Below are 26,633 nucleotides of genomic sequence, written 5' to 3' on the forward strand. Positions count from 1 at the left end.
CTATGCAGCTGTACCAGATATTCACGAATTAACCTTTTATTCTATAACAAATGAAAAAAGGGTAATAATAACGGAAATTGATTAAGGAAGGTGGAATATGGGATTTCTTAAGCCAAATCAGATTGCTGAGTCAGCTATTGAAGCAGGTTCCAAAAAAGCAATGCTTCCCATATCTAGTATGCTTGTTTTAGGTTTTTTAGGTGGAGCATTTATTTCATTAGGTTATCTATTAGACATTAGAGTCATTGCTGATCTGCCGCATGAGTGGGGATCGTTTGCCACCTTTTTAGGTGCTTCAGTTTTCCCATTAGGTTTAATCCTGATTATTATTGCCGGTGGGGAATTATTAACAGGAAATATGATGGCTGTTTCTATTGCATGTCTCGCTAAAAAGGTCAGCCTAGGACGCTTACTAATGAATTGGTTTTGGATCACCATTAGTAATTTTATTGGAGCTTTATTTGTTGCTTACTTTTTTGGTCATATTGCTGGATTAACCGAAAATGGTCCTTTTCTTACCAAAACCATCGCAGTAGCTGGTGCCAAACTAGATGCAGGATTCTGGGAAAGTTTAGTTTCTGGTATTGGCTGTAATTGGTTAGTTGGATTAGCGGTGTGGTTAGCATACGGTTCAGAGGAAATTTCAGGAAAAATCTTAGCGATTTGGTTTCCAATTATGGGGTTTGTTGCGATTGGTTTTCAGCACGTTGTAGCCAATATGTTTGTGATTCCAGCGGCCATTTTTGCTGGTCAGTATAGCTGGGGAGAATACCTGTTAAATTTTATTCCAGTATTTATTGGAAATGCTATTGGAGGAAGCCTGTTTGTTGCACTGGCATATTGGTTTTCCTATAGAAGAGATTTGCAGCCAGCACCGGTTATCGGAGAGAAAAATCTTTATCAAATCAGAGATCGAAAGTTTAGGAGGTAGAAAATGAACGATTCAACCTTTTCGATTCAGATTAACGGAAAAGAATACAAAGCAAAACCAGGACAAACCATTTTAGATGTTGCTCAATCACAGGATTATTATATTCCTAGTATTTGTTATCACCCAAATCTCGGAACGATTCAAACCTGTGATACTTGCTTTGTCAATGTGGGTGATGAAATGGTAAGGTCCTGTTCCACAAAAGCAGAGCCGGGAATGAAGGTAGATACGCTTTCTAAGCCAGTGAAAGATGCCCAATATGAAGCGATGTCGAGAATTCTAAAAAATCACGAGCTATACTGTACAGTTTGTGACAATAACAATGGAAATTGTGTTGTTCATAACACAGCGGAGTATTTGGAAATTGAACATCAGAAATATAAATTTGAAGCTAAACCATATCCGCCAGATCATTCACATCCTTTTTATCGCTATGAACCAGATCAATGCATTTTATGTGGTCGATGTGTAGAAGCATGCCAGGATTTACAAGTAAATGAAACGTTAACGATTGATTGGACGCGTGAAACACCGCGCGTCATTTGGGATAATGATGTTCCTATTGATCAATCATCCTGTGTGTCTTGTGGACATTGTGTGACCGTTTGTCCTTGTAATGCCTTAATGGAAAAATCGATGCTCGGTGAAGCAGGATATTTAACCAATATCCCTCCAAAAATTCTAGAGCCTATGATTGATATTACAAAAGAAGTGGAGCCTGGATATAAAGAAATTTTTGCTATTTCCGAAATGGAAGCCGCTATGAGAAAAGCACGGATTAAAAGAACGAAAACGGTTTGTACATATTGTGGTGTTGGCTGCAGTTTTGAAATATGGACGAAGGACCGCCATATATTAAAGGTTGAGCCACAGGTGGAGGCTCCAGTAAACGGAATTTCTACTTGTGTAAAAGGGAAATGGGGTTGGGATTTTGTTAATAGCGAAGAGCGTTTAACGAAGCCACTTATCCGTAAAGGTGATGAATTTGTCGAAGCAACTTGGGATGAGGCTCTCGGTCTGATTGCCTCTAAGCTTTCTGAAATAAAGGAAAAGTATGGACCAGACTCGGTTGGTTATATTGCTTCATCCAAATGTTCAAATGAAGAAAACTACATTTTTCAAAAATTCGCAAGAGCAATAATGGGGACAAACAATGTAGACAATTGCTCACGCTATTGTCAATCACCTGCAACAGCTGGATTGATGCGCACGGTTGGAATTGGCGGTGACTCTGGGACAATGAAGGACATTGAACAATCCGATTTAGTGATCATTGTCGGGGCAAATCCTGCTGAATCTCATCCTGTTTTAGCTACTAGGATTAAACGGTCACATAAATTACACGGTCAAAAATTAATAGTGGCTGACTTAAGAAAAAATGAGTTGGCAGAGCGGGCAGATGTCTTCTTACATCCGAAGCCTAGCACGGATTTGATATGGTTATCAGCGGTAACTAAATATATTTTCGACCAAGGCTGGGAAGATAAAGAGTTCTTAAAAGAACGTGTAAATGATGTGGAAAAATATAAAGAATCGTTAGAAAAATTTACATTAAGCTACGCAGAAGAAACAACAGGATTAACCCAAGCCGAACTTATTCAGATTGCTGAAATGATACATCAAGCAAAATCGGTTTGTATGTTATGGGCAATGGGGATCACTCAGCATAAAGGAGCAACGGATGCAAGTACTGCTATCGCTAATTTATTATTAGTCACAGGGAATTTTGGTCGTCCAGGTACAGGTGCCTATCCATTACGAGGGCATAACAATGTTCAAGGGGCTTGTGATTTTGGAACGATGCCAGCTTGGATGCCTGGTTATGAACCTGTACAAGACGCTAAGGTTAGAGAACGGTATGAAAAAGCTTGGGGAGTTACATTACCAGAGCATCCTGGTTTAGATAATCACCAGATGATTGAGGGTGTCGATAAAGAAACATTAAAGGCCTTTTATTTATTCGGTGAAGACATGGCAATTGTTGATTCCAACTCCAATCATGTGGATGCAGCCTTTGAAAAGCTGGAATTCTTTGTCGTTCAGGATGTATTTTTCAGTAAAGCAGCTCAATTTGCGGATGTGGTTTTACCAGCAGCTCCTAGCTTAGAAAAGGATGGAACGTTTACGAATACCGAACGACGAATTCAGAGATTTCATAAGGTATTTGAACCACTAGGAGATTCTAAACCAGATTGGATGATTTTCCAAGAGATAGCAAATAGATTGGGTGCGAATTGGAATTATCAACACCCTAGTGAAATTATGGCCGAAGCGGCTTCTTTAGCAACCATGTTTGCTGGAGTGAGTTATGAGCGCCTAGAAGGCTGGCACAGTTTAGTATGGCCAGTTAAGAAGGATGGAACGGATACACCTCTTTTATATGAAGAAAAGTTTGCATTTCCAGATGGAAAGGCACGTTTATACCCGGTAGATTGGACTCCGCCATTTATTGCAGGTGAAGAATACGATCTACACTTAAATAATGGTCGCTTACTTGAGCATTTCCATGAAGGAAATATGACTTACCGTTCTGAAGGACTTACACACAAAGTCCCTCATCCTTGGTTAGATGTATCGAAAGAATTGGCTGCTGAACGTGGACTAGAGGACGGTTCATTAGTTCGATTAACTTCTCCATACGGTTCTATCAAGGTTCGCGTGATGGTGACTGATCGGGTAACGGGTAATGAGTTGTACTTAACCATGAACTCGCGAGAAGACCACGAAGCGGTTAATCGCTTAACCAGCAGTTACCATGATCGTATTACACATACTCCGAACTACAAGGAGATGGGTGTGAAAATGGAGGTTCTTGAAGTGAAGGGAGAGCCGCCTTTACCACGTGTGAATTATCGCTTTGGTAACCGTATACCACAGATTAGCGTAAAGGTGGAGGAAAAGTGGAATCGTGATGATTTTATTCCTATTCCTGAACTGTTTGGGTTAGAGGGGGATGAGTATGGCGAAAGCAATCAAGCAAATTAAGAAAAGTGTTCCAAATCCAGTGGAAGAACAAGCTCAGGCTATTTCAGATATTTTAGAATCATTGACTGAAAATCGTGAAGCTATTTTATCGACATTAGGCATACTGAAGCATTTGCATGAAATGGGCGTATTAAACGCCCTGCATGGTTTGCTCGAACAGCGTACGGAAGTAGGAGCGATTGCCGTTCAGCAAATGAATCAGCCAGCTATGCATAACACCATTAAAAATGGCATAAATGCCTTTAAATTTTTAGGGTCTGTGAATCCTGAACAACTACAGTCTATTTTACAAGGTTTAAGTCACGGCTTAGAGCGTTCGACGGAAGTTATTCAAAAAGGAGAATTCCAAAGCCTTTGGAAACTCGGAACAAGTATGCGTAATCCGGACGTGCGCGCTTCGTTGTCTACAATGGTCGAATTTCTTCATGGTATGGGTGAAGTATTTAATCGCGATCAGCAGGAACTTCACTAACGGTAGGAGGAATAGAGGATGCAAGATGGGAAGTTTAAAATATCTGGTTTACAAAACCAGTATGATGCGGATAAGGTACTTTCGGCTCTCAATGAAGTGTGGGGAGTTCGTCAGGCAGAAGTAAGTCTTATCACGAAAGAAGCTGTTTTTAGCTATGATGAGCAAGCCGCTTCTCCTCATGATTTTGAACAAGCTATTCTTGATTTAGGATATGAAATTGGACAATCTTAAGAATCTGTCATTTTAACGAGGTGTAAATTGTGAAGGTATGTGAAGTATGTGGACTTGAAGAAGAAATTGAGGTTGGTGAAGAAGAAGGAATGCAAACTCGAATGCTTCACCTATGTGAAAACTGTCAAAATGATCGAAAGCATCACTATTTAGAAAATGGAGAATGATTAATCTTAAGGGATGTCCTTTTTAAACGTTGAGGGCATCCTTCCTTTTACCCTTTGATGAACAAGAGTGATAGGAGTAAAATGTAATTCTAGGAATTTAGTTCTATTTATTAGCAAAAGACAAACATACATTCGTCTTTTAAAAAGCGGTATGGTATAATTTAGTAGAACAGCTAAAAGCTGGGTGGGCAGTGGCACTTCCCTTTGAAGGGGGGTGATGCTGAATGTTTACTGTTTACGAAGGGATCAGTCTTATGATTGGTTTTGCAAGTTTAATCGTTGCAGTAATCGCTGTTGGTATTTCTTCGAATAAAAAGAAATAACCCACCCCAGCTCTGACAAAGTTAGGTGGATTATTTCGCCTCAGGTCACTGCTCTTCTTGCAGTTAGCTGTTTAGAGGGCTTCCAGTTCCAGCTGGAAGCTCTTTTTAGTATATGATTATCTATATAAATTATAATCAGTATTCCAAATAAAGTAAAGGAAGTTAACTTTTCATTTTCGTGAATTTTCGTTAAATTTAAAACGGATAGATTTAAAATGGAATTTCTATATTAAAGAATTTTAGAAGGGAGGGAATTTAGAAAGTGAAGGTTGGTTTGTTAAGGCATTTTAATGTGACACGGGGATATCCGAATAAACGAGTGACGTCAAAAGAACTAATGGAATGGGTAAAAGAATATGATGAATCTGATGTAGAAGAAAGGGAAATTGAATTATTCTCAATACCATGGAAAAAATGTTATTCGAGTGATTTGCCGCGAGCTAAAAAGACAGCTGAAAAAGCATTTAGTGGTGGAATTATTTATATGGAAGAACTAAGAGAGGTTACACTTTCACCTTATTTTAAGTCCAATGTAAAAATTCCTCTGTTTATTCATTTACTTTTCATTAGAATGGCTTGGTTATTCAACCATAAATCTCAAGCGGAAAGTAAACAAGAAGTCATGGATAGAATAAATAGAGCATTAGATATAATCCTACAATCAAATGAGAATGTCTTAATCGTAGGCCATGGTGGAATTATGATGTTTATGAGAAGGGAATTAAAGAAAAGAGGATTTAAAGGACAAAAGTTTAATAGAGCGGAAAATGCAAAATTGTATCTTTTTGAAATGAAAAATCAAAAATAATAAAAGTAAAGGCTATTTAGATGATAAGAATTCTTTCATTTATTATGATAATGTGTGCAATATAATACAGATGAGGAAATGTTATACAGGAGGGGAAAAGGAATGATAAATGAAATTGGATTTGTCGGACTAGGAAGTATGGGACAACCAATGGTGTTGAACTTGTTAAAAGCTGGTTATAAGGTAAAGGTGTTTAATCGTACTCCTGAAAAAACAAACGAAGTGGTGTTGGCTGGTGCGGAAAAGGTGGAACGCCTATCAGATGTGGCTTCTCCTGGTGGCATTGTGATTACTATGGTTTCCAATGATCAGGCTTTAGAAGAAGTTGTAATGGGACCAAACGGATTTGGAGAGAAATTAGGGGAAGGTGGAATTCATCTTTCCATGAGTACTGTTTCACCAGATACTTCACGAAAACTGGCTGCCTACCATAAAAAATATAATGGTCTTTATGTGGCATCTCCTGTTTTTGGTAGACCTGCAGCAGCCGCTGCACAACAATTAACGATATTAACATCTGGTGTTAAAGAAGCGAAGGAACGAGTCAAGCCGGTCCAAGAAGCATTAAGTCAACGTATTTTTGATATTGGTGAAGAACCGGGAAATGCCAATGTCTTAAAGCTAGGCGGTAATTTTATGATAATGGCTGCAATGGAAGCGATGGCTGAAACGTTTAACTTAGCGGAGAAAAATGGTATTGATCGAAAACTTGCCGCACAAGTTTATGGATCATCCATTTTTGACTGTACGATTTACAATGGTTATGGACAGATGATTGCCAAAAAGGAATTTGAACCTGCTGGTTTTCAGCTTTCCCTTGGTTTAAAGGATTGTAACCTTGTGCTAAATGAAGCGAATGCGACGAAAACCCCGATGCCATTGGCTAATTTACTACATAACAGACTTTTAGCTTCTGCTGCGAAAGAACGTGAGCATCAGGATTGGGCAGCTCTTACAAGAATTAGTATGGAAGAAGCGGGATTGGAATAAGTTCTATAGTGTCGGATTTGTAATAACTAGTTTTAACAAACTAGTATTAAACAAAAGAAGAGTGCCTGGATTTAATCCAAGCACTCTTTTTATTAACGGATAGCCCCATGTGGCAAGATAGCATGTACACCTTTAACGCCATTCACAACTTGTGTAACTCTTAAGTCTACGACAACACTTGCTAATGCAAGTGCTTCAGCTTTTTCCACTAGGTAGAATTCCTGTATTAACTCAACCATTCCATTAAGTGCTTCTGCTGTGGCGATGTTTAAATCTTCGTTAAAAGCAAAAGTAATCCAACCAGAAGGAGTATTGGCTCTTGGTAACTGAAGCTGCATGTCTTCGTGAACAATTAAAGTGATGTCCACTAAATCCATTGGACATTCAATTGCGGTTCCGGATACCTCTCCATCACCTTGCGCGGCGTGGCCATCACCGATTGAAAAAAGTGCACCTTCCACAGAAATAGGTAAAAATAAGCTGCTACCTCTTACTAATTCCTTGCAGTCAATATTTCCACCACAATAACGAGGTGGAGAGGTTGAATGTATTCCAGGTTCAACAGGAGATACCCCCATAAAGCCAATAAACGGTTGAAGTCCGACATGAAACGCACGTGAACCGATTTGAGTGGTTCCAGTCATAGTTGTTGGATTGAGCTCCCAATCGAGTTGAATTCTCTCTGAACCTGTTAATCCAAGCTGATCATTCTGCCAGCTTTTTATTCCTCCAGCCCAATTTCGCCCATACCATCCAGGAACTATATCATTTAATTTAACTTCTAACACCATACCAGGCTTAGCATGACGAACCTCAATTGGTCCAATTATAGGGTGTCCAGGTTTTTCTTCATTCTCTCTCGATTGAAAAATAACTCTATCCTCATCCTTTGATTTGGAATATCCCCATTGGATATCTGCTGTCGATAGACGAATAGAATCTCCAGAGTTTACCGTTAATATAGCTTGGTATTCCTTACTAAAGGATCCGTGTAGATTTTTACTGTTTAATTCTAGATTATGAATCATGGATGAGCGCTCCTTTAATAGTGTTTTCTATTTACTCTACAATAAAGATAACAGGATGAAAATATATAATTTGAAAATTTCTAAAAATTAATAGAAAGAAGGATTCGACATTATTTTTGTGGAATGTATCTTAAATCCAAAATTTGGATTAGAATTTGATAGGGAATTAAAAGAGTTGTATTTTTTAAAAACTTATTTTTCGAAAATTCTTGACCTTAAACTTACTTTAAGGTTTACGATATTAGCAGAGTTAATGAATAGATTAGGAGCGTGAAAAGAATGATGTTTCGTTGGGATGGCGGTTTTATTATGGTTTCTTGGGATGGTTTTGATGATGCAGTAAATTGGTATACCACTCATATGGGCTGGGAATGCTTGGATAAAATTGTGACTCCAGTAGGTAAAAAAGCATTTTTGAAAATGCCTAAAGCGGGTGTGGTAACATTAAAATCTTTTGAAGGCGATTATGAACACTTCCATAGAACAGACGGTGAAGAGGGGCACCTAAGACTATGTTTTGAAATTGGAGATTTAGACGATACGATTGCTTATTTCAAGGAGAATAACATTACCTATTCGGAACCAACTGTTTTATTAAATGGTATGAAAAGTTTTGATTTCTTTGGCTATGAAAATGCAAGATTTACTGTGTTTGAAAATTCAACATCAAAAGGTCAATATCCAAATTCTAGAGTGTTGGGATTTGGGGAAGTCAATACAAGAATTGGAGTAACGGATTTAAAGAAAGCGGTAGATTGGTATACAAATCATCTCGGATTTATGGTTGTATCAGTGGACGAAAATAAGGGAGTCGCCCATTTGCAAACGGAGGATGCTTACTTTAAGCATGCTCTTAAAGAAACGGTGATGGATAATATTTTCCTTGAAAAAATAGCTGAGCCAGTAAAAGGAAATCCCTCAGTTCGTACCTATTTTGATATTAGACCGGATGAGTTTTTAGATGCCTATAATCAGTTAATTAAAAATGGTTTTATTCCATCACAAATCGCCGGGAATCCGATGAAGGGTTGGGGAGGCTTTCATTTCTATGATCCAGATGGAAATCAAATCAATGTTTGGTCCTATCAGATGATGTAGGTGAAGTGAGAGCAGGAATATTGGTTATGAAAAGAGAAGTAATGAAGATTAGTAGATAGTAATAAGTATGTTGTATATAAGAAAATAACGTTAAGGGGTATTTTCGTTTGTTACTTATTCGGTTATTATTTCCTCTTTTAGTAATCTTTGTTTTAGTTAGTTGTTCCTTCAAAACGACATCTCATATTGCTATAACGAATCACGTGAAAAAAGCTACGCCTATATTGGAAAAAGCTTTTATAAAAGACAGAGTATTATTAGATGTTCCCGTTATTACTCAGTTTCCTGAACTACCAAGAGGTTGTGAAGTAACTAGTCTAACAATGCTGTTAAATGATGCAGGTATTGCTGTTAATAAAATGACTCTTGCAAATGAAATTCAAAAGGTTCCTTATGAAAAGGATGGCTATTTTGGAAATCCATCAGAGGGGTTTGTTGGAAGTATGTACACTTACGATGAACCTGGCCTTGCCGTTTCGGTTAAACCAATCCTAAATTTAGCTAATAAGTTTGCTCCTAACCAAATTGAAGATTTAACGGGTGCTCCATTTAAAGTGCTTAAGGAGCAGCTCTCCAAAGGAAAACCAGTTTGGGTCATAGTAGGAAGTACTTTTCAATATGTTCCACAAGCTTTTTGGGAGAATTGGAAAACTCACAGTGGAGAAATAATGATTACGAGAAAAGTACACTCCGTCTTACTAACAGGATATGATGAACAATACGTCTATTTTAATGATCCATTTTATCCCTATGCGAATAGGAAGGCGTACATCAATAGCTTTATTACGAGTTGGATTCAATTTGGGGAACAAGCGATAACATATAAGAATCCTTATCCAATAAAGGAATCTGTTCCCCCTACTATGTTTTAAATGAAAGGTGGCACTCATGTTACTAACGATTCAACAATTCTCAGAGAAAACAGGTTTGTCTCCTAGTACATTACGTTTTTATGATAAAAAGGAATTATTGGGCCCAATCGCAGGCTTGAGAATGGATATCGCGCTTATACCAAGGAACAAATAAGCGATGCAATGATAATCCATTCCCTTCGTAATGCCGATATTCAAATCGAGGAGATAAAAGAATTCTTGAGTGTCGGTGAACAGAAGAAGTCGAATCTGATATCTAAGTGGAGGGACGATGTACATACTAAACTTTCTGCTTTAAAGATAGCCCAACAATACCTCGGAGGGTTGATGCCAAAAGAGAATGCTATTCAGTTAATTCGGTGGGAGGAGCCAGTTACTTTCATTTGGATTCCTTTTAAAGTGCAAAGAAAGATAAACCCTTTTAGGGAAGCTATGATTAGTGGGCGAAACCTTTTAATAGATTTAGGTATTAAGTTAGCACCAGGTTATTTTTTACGGGTACTTGATTCAATTGGTCAAGAAATGACAGGGGAAGTAGGATTTCTGTTACAGGATGAAAGAGTTCTTCCTTTATTAGAAGAACAGATGTATATGGAAACATGGCAGCCTACACTTTTTGCTAGCATGGAATGTTCATCTAGTAATGAATTCCTCTGTTTTCAATTCATTCAGATGATTAGACAATATGGCTTCCGACCATCAGGTGCAAAGATAGAAAAATATGAAACTCCTGAGAGTGAAATATTTCAGTATCTAATCCCTTTAATGAATCATAAAGAATTATAGAATTTTGGAGGTGGACAATAGAGTGAGTTACCATATTAGAGTAAGAGCTGGAGCAGTGATTATTGAAAATAACTCAATCCTTTTAGTTGAATTCGTCGATGAAAGCGGTCTTCACTATAATCTTCCAGCGGGTGGGGTAGATCCAAATGAATCCGTTATGGAAGCAGTAAAGAGAGAGGCTTGGGAAGAAGCCTCAATTGATGTAGAGGTAGGTTCATTAGCATTTGTTTATGAATATGCTCCACATTTAAACTCAAATCGATACGGAAATACGCATTCATTAGGCTTAATGTTTGAATGCAAAATAAAAGATGGATACACACCGAGATTACCTGAAAATCCTGACAAAAATCAAACGGATGTTAAATGGATTCCGCTTTCTGAATTACATAACATTATTTTGTATCCAAACATAAAGGAACACATTATGGATTTTGTTGAAAATAAAAGGACAATTGATGTTATTGAAGAGCATAGTCTAGAAGTATATAGCTAAAAGTTTTGCGAGTTGTTGAAGTGACAACTCCATTTTTTATTCTTTAATTGGTCTTATTTATAAGTTTTACTTATGGTTAAAGTGTTAAAATTGATAATTTTAATTATTAAAATTTCCATATATAGTAAAAACATAGAATGATTGAGGGAGGTTGCAAAATGGAGATTAAAAAAGGTGTTCAAGAACAATTTGGTCGGAGTGCAGAAGCATATGTAAATAGTAAGATTCATAAGGAAGGGAAAGACCTTCAAAAATTAGTAGAGATTACTGCTATAAATGGTGATGAACATGTATTGGATATTGCTACAGGCGGAGGACATACAGCGAATGCTTTTGCTCCACTTGTAGAAAAAGTCGTTGCGGTTGATCTAACGAAAGAAATGTTGATTGCCGCTGAAAACTTTATAAGAGGGAATGGTCATGAAAACGTAAAGTTTGTAGAAGGTGATGCAGAAAAGCTACCATTCGAGGCTGAAACCTTTGATATTGTTACGTGTCGTATCGCACCACATCACTTCCCAAATATTGAAGCATTCATTAAAGAAGTCTATCGAGTTTTGAAAACGGGTGGACAATTTTTACTAGACGACAACGTTTCACCAGAAGATGAAGAATTAGATCAATTTTATAATATTGTTGAAAAAACAAGGGATTACAGTCATTATCGTGCTTGGAAAAAAACAGAGTGGTTAAAAATGTTAGAATTCTCAGGATTAAACGTATATGAACTACACCGCTTTGATAAAACATTTGTGTATGAACAATGGTGTAATCGTATGCACCTGCCTGAAAACGAAAAGGAAAAGCTTAATCAATATATGATTCATTCCTCACAACAGGTGAAAGATCATTTTAAGGTGAAAATGGAAGGGGATAAAGTTATTTCATTCCAAGGGGAAGCTGTTGTGATTAAGGCTGTGAAGTAGCCCCTATTATAAATGCCTATGTTAAAATTTAATGTTGATTATTAACCAACAAAAAAACCGACCTTGCATAAGGGGGTTAAATGGCGAGTTGAATATCTTCAAATTTTACGTATTTGTTTGGTTCAATTTCTTTATACACCCGAATGTACGTTACATTAAAAGTCGGAAAAGGTGCCAAAGCATTTTTCGATGTGAGTTTCATTTCTTCAATTTCCGACTCTTTCATTCCCCAGTAGGTCTGTCCCAAAGTCAAATGAGGATGGAAGTTATCCAATTCGAAATAACGTTCGACAAGCTCAGGCAAGGGTGATACAGTATCTACCAGTAGTTTGTGCAATTCGTATATCTCTTTTGATTGGACTCCGAGGAATATAACCGCAGTTCCGAATGTTGCTGGCTCAGTAAGTGACAATTGGAAACTTTGTACAGATGAGCAAACTTCTCTCACTCTTTTAAGCCAGGTCATATCTTCAGTAAGTCCACCTTGAGCCTTAACAGTGATGTGAGGCTCGACAACTTCCTTAAGCCGATTGTTATCCCAACGATTACGAAATGAAGAGATTTGTTCTTTGTACTCGTTAGGGGGAACGATACCAATAAAATATTGCACTTTTGCACCATCTTTCTAAGAATTTTACCTTTAATATTTTAATATAGCTAAAAAACGGTGATTGGCCAAGATGATAGTTTGTCAATCATACGTTCCAAAAAAAAGAATTCAAATATGAGGAGTTCCGCGTTCGCTGCAGAAATCGAGCAAATCTTCAAGAAAATCGAGCATAAAATTTAGAAGTCAATCAAATCCTCAAAAAAGTAGAGTATATATTTGAAAAGTTTATCATATTTCCATAAAGATGATCATATAATTGGTACGGTGCGTAAATTTTCAATGGATATCTGAACAATAGAAAGATTTTTTTTGGTAAAATAAACAACCCCCACCTATTATCATAAAAACAGGTGGGGGTTAGTTATATTTATGCAATTTCTTTTCTACTTCCTTTTCCAAATTGTTTCTTTTTAAATAATTTAGCATTAGTTCCAACGTACACGCCAGATAAAACAAAGGCAGCTCCAAATCCATGTGCCCAGGTGAAAGTTTCGCCTAAAAAGATGGTTGCCATCAATACGGCTGATACGGGCATGACATTAATAAAGATAGAAGCTTTAGCTGCCCCAATCTCTTTAATCCCATTATAGTATAGGACAAAGGAAACGACGGTGACAAAAATGCTCATATGGGCTATGGCAATCCAGGTGGTAAAGCTTGCTTGCTGAACCTCCTGCCATGTAGTTTCAACAGAAGCAAATGGTAATAGAAACATAGTGCCAAATGCCACCGCATAGGTAGTTGATTCGACTGAGCTGAATTTTTTAAGAACCACTTTACCGACGACACTATATAATGCCCAACTGACGACAGCTCCCAGTAAGACAAAATCGATAGGTTCAAATCCGTATTGAAATAAGGAAAGTAAGTGACCGTCTGTAATGATAAAAACAACTCCGATTAAAGCGATGAACATCCCAATTATATGATTCTTCGTGATCTTTTCTTTTAAAAATAAACCTGATAAGAGCACAATCAGAACAGGGTTGGAAGCTATAAATAAGGAACTTTTGATGACTGGTGCTTGTTTTGTAGCGATAAAAAAGCAAATATTATATATGGCGATTCCGGTAAGACCTAGAATGGCAAACAAACCATAGTCTTTTAAAGTTGGTTTTTTCCGGTCTTTTTCCATTAGCCACATGAGAGGGAATAGAAGGATGGCCGCTCCGAAAAAACGGAAAAAGGCAACGGTTGCAGGTTCAAAGCTTTGAACAGCAAATTTTCCTGCAATAAAGGCACTTCCCCATGTTGATGTAGCAATAATTAACATGGTGTATGTAAGCCATAGGTTCTTTTTCAATCTAAATCCCTTCCATCTTATAAAATTATATAAATAGTATTGTAACATCTTTTTCGTTTAGCGAAATATTTTTTTCACAAAAAAGTTTAAATAGTAGAAAGTGATTGTTGTTTTAACTATATGAATCATCTATATTACTAATATCTAGTAGTGATTCTAGGAGGAAGAGAAATGAAAAAACCGATTATTGGAATTACTGGCGCTTATGTAAAACATAATCAACATATGGAAGGTGTCTATATTCATCAGGATTATCATAAAGCTGTTGCAGCAAATGGAGGTATTCCGATCATTCTTCCTTTTACTACTCCGGAAACAAATAAGGAAATGCTGCAGCTTTGTGACGGAATTATTCTTAGTGGAGGAGAGGATGTAGATCCGCAATTTTATAGTCAGGATCCACATCTCCATCTAGGTGCTACCATTCCAGAACGTGATTTAGTAGAAATGGAGACCGTAAAATATGTATTGGAAAACAATATCCCACTTCTAGCTATTTGCAGAGGAATTCAAATATTGAATGTAGCCTTGGGCGGAACGTTAATACAGGATATTCCAAGCCAGGTTACCGAACCTATCCAACATTCACAACTAGTAGACAGAGGTAGAGATACGCATTGGGTGACGATCTCGAAAGAAAGTAAATTATACCAAATTTTTGGATCTGAAAAAATAAGAGTAAATAGTCTGCACCATCAAGCAATCGATAAGGTATCAGATGAGCTGCGTGTTGTTGCAAGATCAGCAGATGGGATTGTGGAAGCGGTAGAGTATATTCATCCAACGACCTTTACAGTTGGTGTCCAGTGGCATCCAGAATCTATGACAAGTACGAATGTCCTAATGAACCAATTGTTTAGTGAGTTTATTAAAAGTAGTACCAAGGTGCTGAATTAATATATTTTAATTTCAAAAATTGATAGATAATGAAGTAATTTTCCTAGTCTTACTTGCAGAGGAGTTACTTCTTTTTTATTTTAGGAAACTCGTACTATTTTTTCGTTTTACGAAATATTTTTATAAAACCAGCAGGAATACAAAATGAAAAGATAGAATATTCCGTATATAGGGAATTTTAAAAATTCTAATAAAAGCTGAAGTGAGGGATTTGGATGACGGTTACAGTGATAAAAAATGGTACGTTAATTGATGGAAATGGGGGAGAACCAATCTTACGTGGTGCTTTGGCTATTGAGGATGAAAAAATTGTGTTTGTTGGAAAGGAAGAGGATTTACCGAATTTTTCAGATGAGGTGAGATACCTTGATGCTGAAGGAGGAGCGATCCTTCCTGGATTTATCGATACACATGTTCATCTCATGTTAGAATTTGAACCAGTTGAAAAAAGATTAGCTACACCTTTCTCATTTAATTTTTATAAGGCTATGAATTATATGAAGAACACAATCAATGCTGGAATTACATCAGTTAGAGATTGTGGTGGTACAGATGCTGGTGTAAAACAGGCAGTCGAACAAGGTCTTGTATTAGGACCACGAATGCAAGTAAGTATTACAGCCCTTACGACAACCGGTGGACATGGTGATTCGTATACTGCTTCTGGACAAACGGTTAAATTACTTTTAGATGAATATCCAGGTATGCCAAATGGTATTTGTGACGGAGTAGAAAGTGTCAGAAAAACGGTAAGGGAAGTGCTACGTGCAGGGGCAGATGTCGTAAAAGTGCATGCTACTGGCGGCGTATTAAGTCCAACAGATCATCCGGAATTTACTCAATTTTCCCTCGAGGAATTGAAGGTTATGGTAGAAGAAGCGAAATTCCGTCGTGGATTAAAGGTAATGGCACATGCACAAGGAGCAGAAGGAATTAAAAATGCGATAAAAGCAGGCATTCATTCTATAGAACATGGTATTTACCTAGATGATGAATGTATCGAGCTTATGTTAAAACACGGAACTTACCTAGTCCCAACCTTGCTAGCACCAGTATCTGTATTAGAACTTGCAGCAGAAGCGGGAATGCCGGAATACGGAATTAAGAAGGCAAAGGAATCGATTCAAGCTCATAAAGATAGTATTGCTAAAGCTTACCGTGCCGGTGTTAAAATCGCAATGGGTACGGATGCTGGGGTTATGGCCCATGGTACAAATTTAAGAGAGCTTGGCCTCATGAACGAAATTGGAATGACACCAATGGAAACGATTGTGGCGACAACAAAGGTAGCTGCAGAGTGTATGGGCTGGGAAGATCAAGTAGGTACCTTAGAAGTTGGCAAGCTAGCTGATGTAGTTATTACAAAAACGAATCCTTTAACAGACCTTCGTTCATTAGAGGATAACAATAACATACGTGTAGTAGTAAAAGGTGGAGTAGTGGTAAAAGAATTACAAAGTGAACCTGTTCATGCTACAGTATAATGAATGAAGGAAAGGGGACACATGATTGTGTCTCCTTTTTAATGGAATAGATATTTTTTTGAAATGAGTCAGATATAATCTTAATAACACTTGATTAAGAACGGTTGAAGGAGGAATGGCTTTTGCTAAAAAACAGACTTACCGAGCTTTTACGTATAAAATATCCAATTATTCAAGCGCCAATGGCTGGAGGAGTCACAACATCCGATCTGGTTGCTGAAGCTTCTAATCATGGCGGATTGGGATCCATTGGGGCGGGGTATCTTTCACCAGTACAATTACGTAACCAAATTCATGAGTTAAAAACGAAAACGACAAACCCCTTTTCTGTTAATCTCTTTGTACCGCCAAATGTCATAAATATGAAAGAAAATGAGATTATCAAGGCGAATCAACTGCTTCAGCCAATAAGAGAACAATTTCAGCTTTCCGATGTGACTTCAGACATTCCGAACCTAGCAGATATTATGAAAACCTTTGAGGAACAAATTAAGGTAGTAATAGAAGAAGAAGTTCCTATTTGCTCCTTTACTTTTGGGATTCCAACTACAGAAATAATTATGGAATTAAAACAGTACAATACGATCTTAATAGGAACGGCTACAACCGTTACAGAAGCAATAGAACTTGAAAAGGTTGGGATGGATGTCATAGTTGTTCAGGGCTGTGAGGCTGGGGGACACAGGGGGAATTTTATAAAAAGTGGAGAAGAGAGTTTAATAGGATTAATGTCCCTAATCCCTCAAGTGGTGGATCAAATCAGTATTCCTGTCATCGCAGCAGGAGGAATCATGGATGGCAGAGGATTAATGGGTTCCTTATGTTTAGGGGCGAAGGGTGTTCAAATGGGGACGGCATTTTTGACCTGTGAAGAAAGTGGAGCCCATCGCCTTCATAAAGAAGCGATACTTCAATCAAACGAGGAACAAGCGGTATTAACCCGTGCATTTTCGGGTAAATGGGCGAGAGGGATACATAATAAGTTTATATCCGAAATGAAGGACTATGAGGAACAGTTTCCCGAATTTCCTGTACAAAATACGTTAACCCAATCAATTAGAAAAGCTGCGTCTAAACAATATAATAAAGAGTATATGTCCCTATGGGCGGGTCAAAGTGCAAGATTGGCTAGAAATGAAACAGTCGAATCTCTTATTACACGTGTAATCAAAGAAGCTTCGAAAATTATAGAAGAAACGAAGGCGTGGTAACCTCTTATATAAGGGGGACCACGCCTATTTATAAATCTATTTTATTTCTACTACAAAGGTATAAGATACCTCACCATTTGTCCATTTCGCTTGAACTTCATAAATATATTTACCTTCAGCTACTGGCATGATTATTTTATTTTTTTCTACAGGAACATCTTCTTTTGTTGTCCAACTATATATTTTTAAATTTGGATTTTGTCCTATTATGATAATGGCTTCCGTATTTTGATCAGCTTCAATCGGTTTGTAACTTTCTGCAATTTGGAGAGGTGAGGCTGCATCAGTAGTAACGACGGAATTCCCTTTTTTCCATTGAAAGCCTCCCTTTGCCAAATCATTTAGAGTGTCTCCGATTTTAATATACCCAGGGGTAGCAGGAGGAAATTGGTCATCAAACTCAAATGTTGGTTTTTTTGAATTATCAACTTCTTTGGTAACTTCAATATTTAATGCTGATGCTTGTGCTGGAAAGGATTCCCTTATATTTCCGGTTGTCCAAATCACTACCTCTTGACCTTCTACATATTCTTCTATTTTATCGTTTTGGGGCAACGATACCCATATTAGACCGGCTTTTGCATCATTTACTAAAATTTGATTGTCTCCTGTATCGATAACAGTGCCTTTTATATCAATAGCCCCTTTAATGCCATTTCTTCCACCGCAAGCTGTTAAACATAAACATAAAAAAATAAAGATGATAAAATGTTTCTTCAAGATGGCTCCTCCCTTTTAACTAATTTGACGGAATAAAATAGGAATTGTTTCTTCTATTTTTAACTTTTATAAAAATGATGTTATCTTTATTGTGGGTTGTAATAAGTTGGGAAAGGGTGCGTTATAAAAATGAATTCCTCAGTTGTTTGTATCGGAGAATTATTAATTGATTTTTTCTGTAAAGATGTGGATATAGATTTGATTAAAGGGAGAAATTTTGAAAAGCAGGCAGGAGGAGCTCCTGCAAATGTATGTGCGTCTATTGTGAAGTTAGGTGGAAAGGCACTTTTCGTGGGAAAAGTAGGGAAAGATCCCTTTGGACAATTTTTAAAGAATACATTAGAGGATGTGAATGTGGATACATCCATGCTGGTTTTCGATGAGAAATATCCAACCACGTTGGCCTTCGTATCTTTAAAAGCAAATGGAGAACGAGATTTTGTGTTTAACCGTGGAGCAGATGCCTATCTAACTGAAAGAGATATTGATAAAGACCGACTGTTGGAGCACGAAATCATTCATTTTGGCTCAGCAACAGCCTTACTTGAAAATCCATTTCAGGCTACTTATCTAGAATTAATGAAATCAGCAAATGGGGATGGAAAGTTTGTATCCTTTGATCCGAATTATAGAGGGGATCTTTGGAAAGGTAGAATCGGTGATTTTATAAACCTATCAATAAAGGGCATTTCACTAGCGGATTTTGTAAAAGTAAGTGATGAAGAGTTAAAGATTATTACAAAATTGGAAGATTTAACAGAAGGGGTTAAAAGCTTACATCAAATAGGTGCAAAAGCAGTGGCGGTTACTTTAGGAAAAGAAGGGACATTGGTTTCAAATGGAAAGAAAATGGAAATCATTCCAAGCATATCCGTGCATTCCATTGATTCTACAGGTGCGGGGGACGCATTTGTTGGGGCAACTTTATTCCAGTTAGCACAAGAAGAAAATCCTAAAGAAGCTTTAGCGGATTTTGAAAAACTGAAAGCGATTATCTCCTTTAGTAATAAAGTGGGGGCATTAGTTTGTACGAAGGTTGGTGCTATATCAGCTTTACCAACATTTGAAGAGGTAGCTAAATTAAAGTTATAAACATTCAAAAGAAGTAAGGCTAATACTTTACTTCTTTTGAATATTTTTGAACTACTTTGCATAAAAGTTCTCTGTGTAATAGGGGTGTGATTGTTCATTAAAAGCTACTCCCACTCCTAAGTACTCAAAATCCTTACGAAGAATATTCTCCCTATGGCCTAGGGAATTCATTAAACCTTCATGTGCAAAAATACTGCTAAACTGCCCATATGCAAGATTTTCTCCCGCCAGGTGAAAAAAGACATGATCAGCTTCCATTCTATCGAATGGCGATTGACCTTTTAGGTTCTCATGATTGAAATAATGATGTTCAGCCATATCTGTACTATGTTTACGGGCCGTTTCTCGGACATGCTGATCCCAAGTTAAAATTGGAAGCTGATGCTGAACACGAGATGAATTTGTTAGATCAAATAACTGATATTCAAAGCCTTCCTTTAATTCAGGGCTATCTTTAGTATATATTTCTGTTTTTTCTTCTTCTAAACTTTGATTAATTATTTGGACAGCTGTAACGGTATCATTTTCATGTTTATCATAAAAAATAGTTACATACGCTCCATCAACTAAAAATAAATCATATTCACGATTTTCTTGAAGCTGATAAATAGTGAAGCCCTTTTGAATACTAGAAACCGGTTCTCCAAGTATAGAACGGACAGAATCTTTTGTACTGCCAAATTCAAGACCGTTTGTAGATGTTACTAGATTCTGGTTGGTATATAACCCCACTACCTTGTTGTTAGAATCATACATAATTATTAAAAAGTGTTGATAATGATCGTGGTATGCCATCCATTTTGTGCCATATTCATTTTCGGTTATACGTTTTGCTTTTCCAAGAAAACGTTCAATTTCTTCTTTTGAATCTCCTAGCTCCACATTATAAATAGAAAATGTTTGTTTGTTTGGAGTTTCTAATTTGACTGTATCTGTCGGATATATATTTGGTTGATTTTCTTTGGGTTCTATAGATTGAGAGTTTAGCTTTTCCACTGCATGTTTATATTCATTGTATAAGCCGTTTATGGTTAGATTAACGGCTGGGTTGTTTCTAATGGTGTTTAGTTCTGATTGAACCTGGTCAATTGATTCTGCTATATTGGTGTTTAAAAGCTGTTTCTCAATAATTGGCCAAGATAAATAGAGAAAAAATAGGATTGCCATGAATTTAAGAAAACGAACCATCATTTTAACCTCCATTTCTATATATAATTGTAGCCTAATTTTTCAAAATGTATAAGTTTAGTGAATTTGGGAATAGCTCATTTGGAAAAAATTAATAATTGCTTATTCATCAATTTGGTGATAATCTATTAAAGCTGTCACGTTAAATGAATGAAACAAATGATAGTTTTTAGTTTTCAAATGTTTCTTCGTAGAAGTTGACAATAGAGAATTGTTATGTTAATATAATTTTTGTTGACGCGTTTCTTATTTGAAAAATAGTGTTGACGAAACGAAAGTATGTATGATAATATTTAAAAGTCGTTTTTATGACAAGATGTTCTTTGAAAACTAAACAACCAAACATTAACAAAGGTAAGGCTTCTATTATAGAAGTTTTAAAAAAAGCCAGAGTAAACTTTATGAGCTATATCAACTCTTTATTGGAGAGTTTGATCCTGGCTCAGGACGAACGCTGGCGGCGTGCCTAATACATGCAAGTCGAGCGAATCTTTAGGAGCTTGCTCCTGAAGGTTAGCGGCGGACGGGTGAGTAACACGTGGGCAACCTGCCTGTAAGACTGGGATAACTTCGGGAAACCGGAGCTAATACCGGATAATCCTTTCTCTCTCATGAGGGAAAGCTGAAAGACGGTTTCGGCTGTCACTTACAGATGGGCCCGCGGCGCATTAGCTAGTTGGTGAGGTAACGGCTCACCAAGGCGACGATGCGTAGCCGACCTGAGAGGGTGATCGGCCACACTGGGACTGAGACACGGCCCAGACTCCTACGGGAGGCAGCAGTAGGGAATCTTCCGCAATGGACGAAAGTCTGACGGAGCAACGCCGCGTGAGCGATGAAGGCCTTCGGGTCGTAAAGCTCTGTTGTTAGGGAAGAACAAGTACCGGAGTAACTGCCGGTACCTTGACGGTACCTAACCAGAAAGCCACGGCTAACTACGTGCCAGCAGCCGCGGTAATACGTAGGTGGCAAGCGTTGTCCGGAATTATTGGGCGTAAAGCGCGCGCAGGCGGTCCTTTAAGTCTGATGTGAAAGCCCACGGCTCAACCGTGGAGGGTCATTGGAAACTGGGGGACTTGAGTACAGAAGAGGAAAGTGGAATTCCACGTGTAGCGGTGAAATGCGTAGAGATGTGGAGGAACACCAGTGGCGAAGGCGACTTTCTGGTCTGTAACTGACGCTGAGGCGCGAAAGCGTGGGGAGCAAACAGGATTAGATACCCTGGTAGTCCACGCCGTAAACGATGAGTGCTAAGTGTTAGAGGGTTTCCGCCCTTTAGTGCTGCAGCTAACGCATTAAGCACTCCGCCTGGGGAGTACGGTCGCAAGACTGAAACTCAAAGGAATTGACGGGGGCCCGCACAAGCGGTGGAGCATGTGGTTTAATTCGAAGCAACGCGAAGAACCTTACCAGGTCTTGACATCCTCTGACAACCCTAGAGATAGGGCTTTCCCCTTCGGGGGACAGAGTGACAGGTGGTGCATGGTTGTCGTCAGCTCGTGTCGTGAGATGTTGGGTTAAGTCCCGCAACGAGCGCAACCCTTGATCTTAGTTGCCAGCATTTAGTTGGGCACTCTAAGGTGACTGCCGGTGACAAACCGGAGGAAGGTGGGGATGACGTCAAATCATCATGCCCCTTATGACCTGGGCTACACACGTGCTACAATGGATGGTACAAAGGGCTGCAAGACCGCGAGGTTAAGCGAATCCCATAAAACCATTCTCAGTTCGGATTGCAGGCTGCAACTCGCCTGCATGAAGCTGGAATCGCTAGTAATCGCGGATCAGCATGCCGCGGTGAATACGTTCCCGGGCCTTGTACACACCGCCCGTCACACCACGAGAGTTTGTAACACCCGAAGTCGGTGGGGTAACCGTAAGGAGCCAGCCGCCTAAGGTGGGACAGATGATTGGGGTGAAGTCGTAACAAGGTAGCCGTATCGGAAGGTGCGGCTGGATCACCTCCTTTCTAAGGAATATAAGTGACCGAGTAAAAATGAATATTTTTACCATTGGTCACAAAAACATTAAAATCTTTGGTGTTAATCGTTTGGTGTTTAGTTTTGAGAGAATAATCTCTCATCATAATGGGGTCTTAGCTCAGCTGGGAGAGCGCCTGCCTTGCACGCAGGAGGTCAGGGGTTCGATCCCCCTAGACTCCACCAAGTTTTTTACGTGAGTAAAAAGTAAAAAACTTTCAATCTTGCTCCTTCGCTACGCTATGTCGCAAGGCAGCATGAAGTTAAGCTAGGAAGATCATCACGATGTGATTGAAATTCGTAGCCTTGTTCCTTGAAAACTAGATAATCGTATAGAAGAAACCAAGTAAAAACCGAGTAAAATCGCCATTTTAGTTTTTCTCTCTTATTTTTTAGTAAGAGAATTAACCTTTAGGTTAAGTTAATAAGGGCGCACGGTGGATGCCTTGGCACTAGGAGCCGATGAAGGACGGGACTAACGCCGATATGCTCCGGGGAGCTGTAAGTAAGCTTTGATCCGGAGATTTCCGAATGGGGGAACCCACTGCTCGTAATGGAGTAGTATCTTTACCTGAATACATAGGGTACTGATGGCATACCCGGGGAACTGAAACATCTAAGTACCCGGAGGAAGAGAAAGCAAACGCGATTCCCTGAGTAGCGGCGAGCGAAACGGGACATAGCCCAAACCAAGAGGCTTGCCTCTTGGGGTTGTAGGACACTCAACATGGAGTTACAAAGGAACGGGGTAGATGAACAGATCTGGAAAGATCGGTCAGAGAAGGTAAAAACCCTGTAGTCGAAACTTCGTTCCCTCCTGAGTGGATCCTGAGTACGGCCGGACACGAGAAATCCGGTCGGAAGCAGGGAGGACCATCTCCCAAGGCTAAATACTCCCTAGTGACCGATAGTGAACCAGTACCGTGAGGGAAAGGTGAAAAGCACCCCGGAAGGGGAGTGAAAAAGATCCTGAAACCGTGTGCCTACAAGTAGTTAGAGCCCGTTAATGGGTGATAGCGTGCCTTTTGTAGAATGAACCGGCGAGTTACGATTACATGCAAGGTTAAGTTGAAGAGACGGAGCCGCAGCGAAAGCGAGTCTGAATAGGGCGAATGAGTATGTGGTCGTAGACCCGAAACCAGGTGATCTACCCATGTCCAGGGTGAAGTCCAGGTAACACTGGATGGAGGCCCGAACCCACGCACGTTGAAAAGTGCGGGGATGAGGTGTGGGTAGCGGAGAAATTCCAATCGAACTTGGAGATAGCTGGTTCTCTCCGAAATAGCTTTAGGGCTAGCCTCACGTAGTAAGAGTCTTGGAGGTAGAGCACTGTTTGGACTAGGGGCCCTCATCGGGTTACCGAATTCAGACAAACTCCGAATGCCAAAGACTTATCCGTGGGAGTCAGACTGCGAGTGATAAGATCCGTAGTCAAAAGGGAAACAGCCCAGACCACCAGCTAAGGTCCCAAAGTTTACGTTAAGTGGAAAAGGATGTGGAGTTGCTTAGACAACCAGGATGTTGGCTTAGAAGCAGCCACCATTTAAAGAGTGCGTAATAGCTCACTGGTCGAGTGACTCTGCGCCGAAAATGTACCGGGGCTAAACGTAACACCGAAGCTGTGGATTGACACCGTATGGTGTCAGTGGTAGGAGAGCGTTCTAAGGGCGTTGAAGCTAGACCGTAAGGACTGGTGGAGCGCTTAGAAGTGAGAATGCCGGTATGAGTAGCGAAAGATGGGTGAGAATCCCATCCACCGTATGCCTAAGGTTTCCTGAGGAAGGCTCGTCCGCTCAGGGTTAGTCGGGACCTAAGCCGAGGCCGAAAGGCGTAGGCGATGGATAACAGGTTGATATTCCTGTACCACCTCTTTATCGTTTGAGCAATGGGGGGACGCAGAAGGATAGGGTAAGCGCACTGTTGGATATGTGCGTCTAAGCAGTTAGGCTGGTAACGAGGCAAATCCCGTTACCGTTAAGGCTGAGCTGTGATAGCGAGGGAAATATAGTACCGAAGTTCCTGATTCCACGCTGCCAAGAAAAGCCTCTAGCGAGATAAAAGGTGCCCGTACCGCAAACCGACACAGGTAGGCGAGGAGAGAATCCTAAGGTGTGCGAGAGAACTCTCGTTAAGGAACTCGGCAAAATGACCCCGTAACTTCGGGAGAAGGGGTGCTTTTTGGGGTGAATAGCCTCGAAAAGCCGCAGTGAATAGGCCCAGGCGACTGTTTAGCAAAAACACAGGTCTCTGCGAAGCCGTAAGGCGAAGTATAGGGGCTGACGCCTGCCCGGTGCTGGAAGGTTAAGAGGAGGGGTTAGCGCAAGCGAAGCTCTGAATCGAAGCCCCAGTAAACGGCGGCCGTAACTATAACGGTCCTAAGGTAGCGAAATTCCTTGTCGGGTAAGTTCCGACCCGCACGAAAGGCGTAACGATCTGGGCACTGTCTCAACGAGAGACTCGGTGAAATTATAGTACCTGTGAAGATGCAGGTTACCCGCGACAGGACGGAAAGACCCCGTGGAGCTTTACTGTAGCCTGATATTGAATTTTGGTACAGCTTGTACAGGATAGGTAGGAGCCTGAGAAGCCGGAGCGCCAGCTTCGGTGGAGGCGTCGGTGGGATACTACCCTGGCTGTATTGAAATTCTAACCCGCACCCCTCTATCGGGGTGGGAGACAGTGTCAGGTGGGCAGTTTGACTGGGGCGGTCGCCTCCTAAAGAGTAACGGAGGCGCCCAAAGGTTCCCTCAGAATGGTTGGAAATCATTCGTAGAGTGTAAAGGCACAAGGGAGCTTGACTGCGAGACCTACAAGTCGAGCAGGGACGAAAGTCGGGCTTAGTGATCCGGTGGTTCCGCATGGAAGGGCCATCGCTCAACGGATAAAAGCTACCCCGGGGATAACAGGCTTATCTCCCCCAAGAGTCCACATCGACGGGGAGGTTTGGCACCTCGATGTCGGCTCATCGCATCCTGGGGCTGTAGTCGGTCCCAAGGGTTGGGCTGTTCGCCCATTAAAGCGGTACGCGAGCTGGGTTCAGAACGTCGTGAGACAGTTCGGTCCCTATCCGTCGTGGGCGTAGGAAATTTGAGAGGAGCTGTCCTTAGTACGAGAGGACCGGGATGGACGCACCGCTGGTGTACCAGTTGTCTTGCCAAAGGCATCGCTGGGTAGCTATGTGCGGACGGGATAAGTGCTGAAAGCATCTAAGCATGAAGCCCCCCTCAAGATGAGATTTCCCATAGCGTAAGCTAGTAAGAACCCTGAAAGATGATCAGGTTGATAGGTCAGAGGTGGAAGCGCGGTGACGTGTGGAGCTGACTGATACTAATCGTTCGAGGACTTAACCAAAATATTTGGATATCCAAATTAGGCAACTCGTTTTTACTTCTTCTAATACATTATCTAGTTTTGAGGGAACAAAAACCTCAAGAAAATATAGTCTGGTGGCGATGGCGAGAAGGTCACACCCGTTCCCATACCGAACACGGAAGTTAAGCTTCTCAGCGCCGATGGTAGTTGGAGGATTCCTCCTGTGAGAGTAGGACGTCGCCAGGCAACAAAAAGCAATCCTAAATAGGGTTGCTTTTTTGTTGTTTTTACATGTTAACTCCCACATGTGTATATGTAACTAGTCTATAACCATAAGGTTTTTATGTAAATTTAATTATTCCTTCTTTTCTTAATAAAAAAGGCTAACCAGCAGACGATAGCTGACAAAAAGGCAATTAAGATCGGCGTAAATACATTATTTGACATTGGATATCTCCTTCTGCATACATAGTATAATTGGTTAATGCTATTTGAAGAAAACTGTCCTCTTTTTACTTATTTTTTCCATTTAGTTAAGTGTATCATTATATTTTTAAAATAAACAATATTTAATAGGGTAAAAGAACAATAGAAAGGTGTTATAGAAAAATTGTTTTTCATTTGATAAGCTATTAGTAAATAGTAGTAAATGAGGGTTTAAGCTTGATTAGAAAAATAGATATATCCAATCCGATAAGTGCAAAAGAAGTACTAAATGTTCAAA

The 26,633-nt window shown here is 39.6% G+C and carries 22 protein-coding genes, 1 tRNA gene, 3 rRNA genes and 1 pseudogene; 22 read left to right on the top strand and 5 right to left on the bottom strand.

Features of this window, described 5'->3' with window-relative positions; translation table 11 throughout:
• The first annotated feature begins 97 nt into the window (after nucleotides 1-97).
• The 8 genes from ACSBPO_RS09320 to ACSBPO_RS09355 all read left to right on the top strand — a co-directional run bounded on the left by ACSBPO_RS09320 (nucleotide 98) and on the right by ACSBPO_RS09355 (nucleotide 6,907).
• The gene (locus tag ACSBPO_RS09320; RefSeq protein ID WP_442599785.1) at nucleotides 98-931 is read left to right on the top strand and encodes a formate/nitrite transporter family protein; all 834 of its coding nucleotides are present in this window, start codon (nucleotides 98-100) and stop codon (nucleotides 929-931) included.
• 3 nt (nucleotides 932-934) lie between these two features.
• Nucleotides 935-3,916, top strand: coding sequence for a formate dehydrogenase subunit alpha (fdhF, locus tag ACSBPO_RS09325; protein WP_442599786.1), 2,982 nt, complete (start codon nucleotides 935-937; stop codon nucleotides 3,914-3,916).
• Entirely contained in the window at nucleotides 3,891-4,388 is a 498-nt protein-coding gene (locus ACSBPO_RS09330) for a DUF1641 domain-containing protein (protein WP_442599787.1), read from the top strand. The genes fdhF and ACSBPO_RS09330 overlap by 26 nt, the downstream gene beginning before the upstream one ends.
• Nucleotides 4,389-4,406: 18 nt before the next feature.
• The gene (locus tag ACSBPO_RS09335) at nucleotides 4,407-4,619 is read left to right on the top strand and encodes a heavy-metal-associated domain-containing protein (protein WP_442599788.1); all 213 of its coding nucleotides are present in this window, start codon (nucleotides 4,407-4,409) and stop codon (nucleotides 4,617-4,619) included.
• Between the two features lie 29 nt (nucleotides 4,620-4,648).
• Entirely contained in the window at nucleotides 4,649-4,786 is a 138-nt protein-coding gene (locus tag ACSBPO_RS09340; protein ID WP_442599789.1) for a hypothetical protein, read from the top strand.
• Nucleotides 4,787-5,010: 224 nt separating this feature from the next.
• Nucleotides 5,011-5,109, top strand: coding sequence for a putative holin-like toxin (locus tag ACSBPO_RS09345; protein WP_442599790.1), 99 nt, complete (start codon nucleotides 5,011-5,013; stop codon nucleotides 5,107-5,109).
• A 262-nt stretch (nucleotides 5,110-5,371) separates the two neighbouring features.
• Nucleotides 5,372-5,917 carry a histidine phosphatase family protein gene (locus ACSBPO_RS09350; RefSeq protein ID WP_442599791.1) on the top strand — a complete coding sequence of 182 codons (546 nt, stop codon included), beginning with the start codon at nucleotides 5,372-5,374 and terminating at the stop codon, nucleotides 5,915-5,917.
• A 102-nt stretch (nucleotides 5,918-6,019) separates the two neighbouring features.
• On the top strand, nucleotides 6,020-6,907 hold the full coding sequence (locus tag ACSBPO_RS09355; RefSeq protein ID WP_442599792.1) for an NAD(P)-dependent oxidoreductase: 888 nt from the start codon (nucleotides 6,020-6,022) through the stop codon (nucleotides 6,905-6,907).
• Between the two features lie 92 nt (nucleotides 6,908-6,999).
• On the opposite strand, the gene ACSBPO_RS09360 is transcribed toward ACSBPO_RS09355, so the two are convergent.
• Nucleotides 7,000-7,935 (bottom strand): acetamidase/formamidase family protein, encoded by a 936-nt coding sequence (locus ACSBPO_RS09360; RefSeq protein WP_442599793.1) that lies wholly within the window; start codon nucleotides 7,933-7,935, stop codon nucleotides 7,000-7,002.
• A gap of 279 nt (nucleotides 7,936-8,214) precedes the next feature.
• Here ACSBPO_RS09360 and ACSBPO_RS09365 point away from each other — a divergent pair, with 279 nt between their 5' ends.
• From ACSBPO_RS09365 to ACSBPO_RS09390, 6 genes and pseudogenes are all read left to right on the top strand, one after another.
• Nucleotides 8,215-9,033: a VOC family protein gene (locus ACSBPO_RS09365; protein ID WP_442599794.1), complete on the top strand. Its 819-nt coding sequence runs from the start codon at nucleotides 8,215-8,217 to the stop codon at nucleotides 9,031-9,033.
• A gap of 107 nt (nucleotides 9,034-9,140) precedes the next feature.
• Nucleotides 9,141-9,905 (top strand): C39 family peptidase, encoded by a 765-nt coding sequence (locus ACSBPO_RS09370; RefSeq protein WP_442599795.1) that lies wholly within the window; start codon nucleotides 9,141-9,143, stop codon nucleotides 9,903-9,905.
• Between the two features lie 16 nt (nucleotides 9,906-9,921).
• A pseudogene (locus tag ACSBPO_RS09375) lies at nucleotides 9,922-10,070 on the top strand (MerR family DNA-binding transcriptional regulator); the annotation flags it as partial.
• A gap of 162 nt (nucleotides 10,071-10,232) precedes the next feature.
• A complete protein-coding gene (locus tag ACSBPO_RS09380) occupies nucleotides 10,233-10,691 on the top strand; it encodes a hypothetical protein (protein ID WP_442600444.1) in 459 nt (152 codons plus the stop codon).
• Nucleotides 10,692-10,713: 22 nt separating this feature from the next.
• On the top strand, nucleotides 10,714-11,187 hold the full coding sequence (locus tag ACSBPO_RS09385) for an NUDIX domain-containing protein (RefSeq protein WP_442599796.1): 474 nt from the start codon (nucleotides 10,714-10,716) through the stop codon (nucleotides 11,185-11,187).
• Nucleotides 11,188-11,345: 158 nt separating this feature from the next.
• On the top strand, nucleotides 11,346-12,113 hold the full coding sequence (locus tag ACSBPO_RS09390) for a class I SAM-dependent methyltransferase (RefSeq protein ID WP_442599797.1): 768 nt from the start codon (nucleotides 11,346-11,348) through the stop codon (nucleotides 12,111-12,113).
• 76 nt (nucleotides 12,114-12,189) lie between these two features.
• Here the strand turns inward: ACSBPO_RS09390 and ACSBPO_RS09395 are convergent, their stop codons facing one another.
• The gene (locus ACSBPO_RS09395; RefSeq protein WP_442599798.1) at nucleotides 12,190-12,723 is read right to left on the bottom strand and encodes a 2'-5' RNA ligase family protein; all 534 of its coding nucleotides are present in this window, start codon (nucleotides 12,721-12,723) and stop codon (nucleotides 12,190-12,192) included.
• Between the two features lie 367 nt (nucleotides 12,724-13,090).
• A complete protein-coding gene (locus ACSBPO_RS09400; protein ID WP_442600334.1) occupies nucleotides 13,091-13,996 on the bottom strand; it encodes a DMT family transporter in 906 nt (301 codons plus the stop codon).
• Between the two features lie 201 nt (nucleotides 13,997-14,197).
• Here ACSBPO_RS09400 and ACSBPO_RS09405 point away from each other — a divergent pair, with 201 nt between their 5' ends.
• From ACSBPO_RS09405 to ACSBPO_RS09415, 3 genes are all read left to right on the top strand, one after another.
• The gene (locus ACSBPO_RS09405) at nucleotides 14,198-14,923 is read left to right on the top strand and encodes a gamma-glutamyl-gamma-aminobutyrate hydrolase family protein (RefSeq protein WP_442599799.1); all 726 of its coding nucleotides are present in this window, start codon (nucleotides 14,198-14,200) and stop codon (nucleotides 14,921-14,923) included.
• A gap of 215 nt (nucleotides 14,924-15,138) precedes the next feature.
• On the top strand, nucleotides 15,139-16,407 hold the full coding sequence (locus ACSBPO_RS09410; protein ID WP_442599800.1) for an amidohydrolase family protein: 1,269 nt from the start codon (nucleotides 15,139-15,141) through the stop codon (nucleotides 16,405-16,407).
• Nucleotides 16,408-16,529: 122 nt separating this feature from the next.
• Nucleotides 16,530-17,618, top strand: coding sequence for an NAD(P)H-dependent flavin oxidoreductase (locus tag ACSBPO_RS09415; RefSeq protein WP_442599801.1), 1,089 nt, complete (start codon nucleotides 16,530-16,532; stop codon nucleotides 17,616-17,618).
• A 36-nt stretch (nucleotides 17,619-17,654) separates the two neighbouring features.
• Here the strand turns inward: ACSBPO_RS09415 and ACSBPO_RS09420 are convergent, their stop codons facing one another.
• Complete coding sequence (locus ACSBPO_RS09420; protein WP_442599802.1) at nucleotides 17,655-18,338, bottom strand: DUF3221 domain-containing protein; 684 nt, start codon at nucleotides 18,336-18,338, stop codon at nucleotides 17,655-17,657.
• 129 nt (nucleotides 18,339-18,467) lie between these two features.
• On the opposite strand from ACSBPO_RS09420, the gene ACSBPO_RS09425 reads away from it, so the two are divergent.
• Entirely contained in the window at nucleotides 18,468-19,430 is a 963-nt protein-coding gene (locus ACSBPO_RS09425) for a carbohydrate kinase family protein (RefSeq protein WP_442599803.1), read from the top strand.
• Nucleotides 19,431-19,481: 51 nt separating this feature from the next.
• Here ACSBPO_RS09425 and ACSBPO_RS09430 read toward each other — a convergent pair whose 3' ends face one another.
• Nucleotides 19,482-20,621, bottom strand: coding sequence for a CAP domain-containing protein (locus ACSBPO_RS09430; RefSeq protein ID WP_442599804.1), 1,140 nt, complete (start codon nucleotides 20,619-20,621; stop codon nucleotides 19,482-19,484).
• Between the two features lie 416 nt (nucleotides 20,622-21,037).
• On the opposite strand from ACSBPO_RS09430, the gene ACSBPO_RS09435 reads away from it, so the two are divergent.
• From ACSBPO_RS09435 to rrf, 4 genes are all read left to right on the top strand, one after another.
• Nucleotides 21,038-22,587 (top strand): 16S ribosomal RNA (locus tag ACSBPO_RS09435).
• A 120-nt stretch (nucleotides 22,588-22,707) separates the two neighbouring features.
• A tRNA-Ala gene (locus ACSBPO_RS09440) sits at nucleotides 22,708-22,783 on the top strand.
• 228 nt (nucleotides 22,784-23,011) lie between these two features.
• Nucleotides 23,012-25,948, top strand: a 23S ribosomal RNA gene (locus ACSBPO_RS09445).
• 91 nt (nucleotides 25,949-26,039) lie between these two features.
• Nucleotides 26,040-26,155: ribosomal RNA gene (gene rrf / locus ACSBPO_RS09450) — 5S ribosomal RNA — on the top strand.
• Together the 16S, 23S and 5S rRNA genes with 1 tRNA gene alongside form the textbook arrangement of a ribosomal RNA operon.
• Nucleotides 26,156-26,633: the final 478 nt, after the last annotated feature.

Source organism: Neobacillus sp. D3-1R (assembly GCF_052180215.1).
In the GTDB taxonomy this organism is placed as follows: domain Bacteria; phylum Bacillota; class Bacilli; order Bacillales; family Cytobacillaceae; genus Pseudoneobacillus.

Coding starts and splice junctions, on each gene's coding strand:
- ACSBPO_RS09390 (WP_442599797.1), top strand. CDS start 11,346: ATGGAGATTAAAAAAGGTGTTCAAGAACAATTTGGTCGGAGTGCAGAA.
- ACSBPO_RS09425 (WP_442599803.1), top strand. CDS start 18,468: ATGAATTCCTCAGTTGTTTGTATCGGAGAATTATTAATTGATTTTTTC.
- ACSBPO_RS09400 (WP_442600334.1), bottom strand. CDS start 13,996: ATGTTAATTATTGCTACATCAACATGGGGAAGTGCCTTTATTGCAGGA.
- ACSBPO_RS09330 (WP_442599787.1), top strand. CDS start 3,891: ATGGCGAAAGCAATCAAGCAAATTAAGAAAAGTGTTCCAAATCCAGTG.
- ACSBPO_RS09430 (WP_442599804.1), bottom strand. CDS start 20,621: ATGATGGTTCGTTTTCTTAAATTCATGGCAATCCTATTTTTTCTCTAT.
- ACSBPO_RS09355 (WP_442599792.1), top strand. CDS start 6,020: ATGATAAATGAAATTGGATTTGTCGGACTAGGAAGTATGGGACAACCA.
- ACSBPO_RS09380 (WP_442600444.1), top strand. CDS start 10,233: ATGCCAAAAGAGAATGCTATTCAGTTAATTCGGTGGGAGGAGCCAGTT.
- ACSBPO_RS09320 (WP_442599785.1), top strand. CDS start 98: ATGGGATTTCTTAAGCCAAATCAGATTGCTGAGTCAGCTATTGAAGCA.
- ACSBPO_RS09405 (WP_442599799.1), top strand. CDS start 14,198: ATGAAAAAACCGATTATTGGAATTACTGGCGCTTATGTAAAACATAAT.
- ACSBPO_RS09410 (WP_442599800.1), top strand. CDS start 15,139: ATGACGGTTACAGTGATAAAAAATGGTACGTTAATTGATGGAAATGGG.
- ACSBPO_RS09365 (WP_442599794.1), top strand. CDS start 8,215: ATGATGTTTCGTTGGGATGGCGGTTTTATTATGGTTTCTTGGGATGGT.
- ACSBPO_RS09345 (WP_442599790.1), top strand. CDS start 5,011: ATGTTTACTGTTTACGAAGGGATCAGTCTTATGATTGGTTTTGCAAGT.
- ACSBPO_RS09360 (WP_442599793.1), bottom strand. CDS start 7,935: ATGATTCATAATCTAGAATTAAACAGTAAAAATCTACACGGATCCTTT.
- ACSBPO_RS09335 (WP_442599788.1), top strand. CDS start 4,407: ATGCAAGATGGGAAGTTTAAAATATCTGGTTTACAAAACCAGTATGAT.
- fdhF (WP_442599786.1), top strand. CDS start 935: ATGAACGATTCAACCTTTTCGATTCAGATTAACGGAAAAGAATACAAA.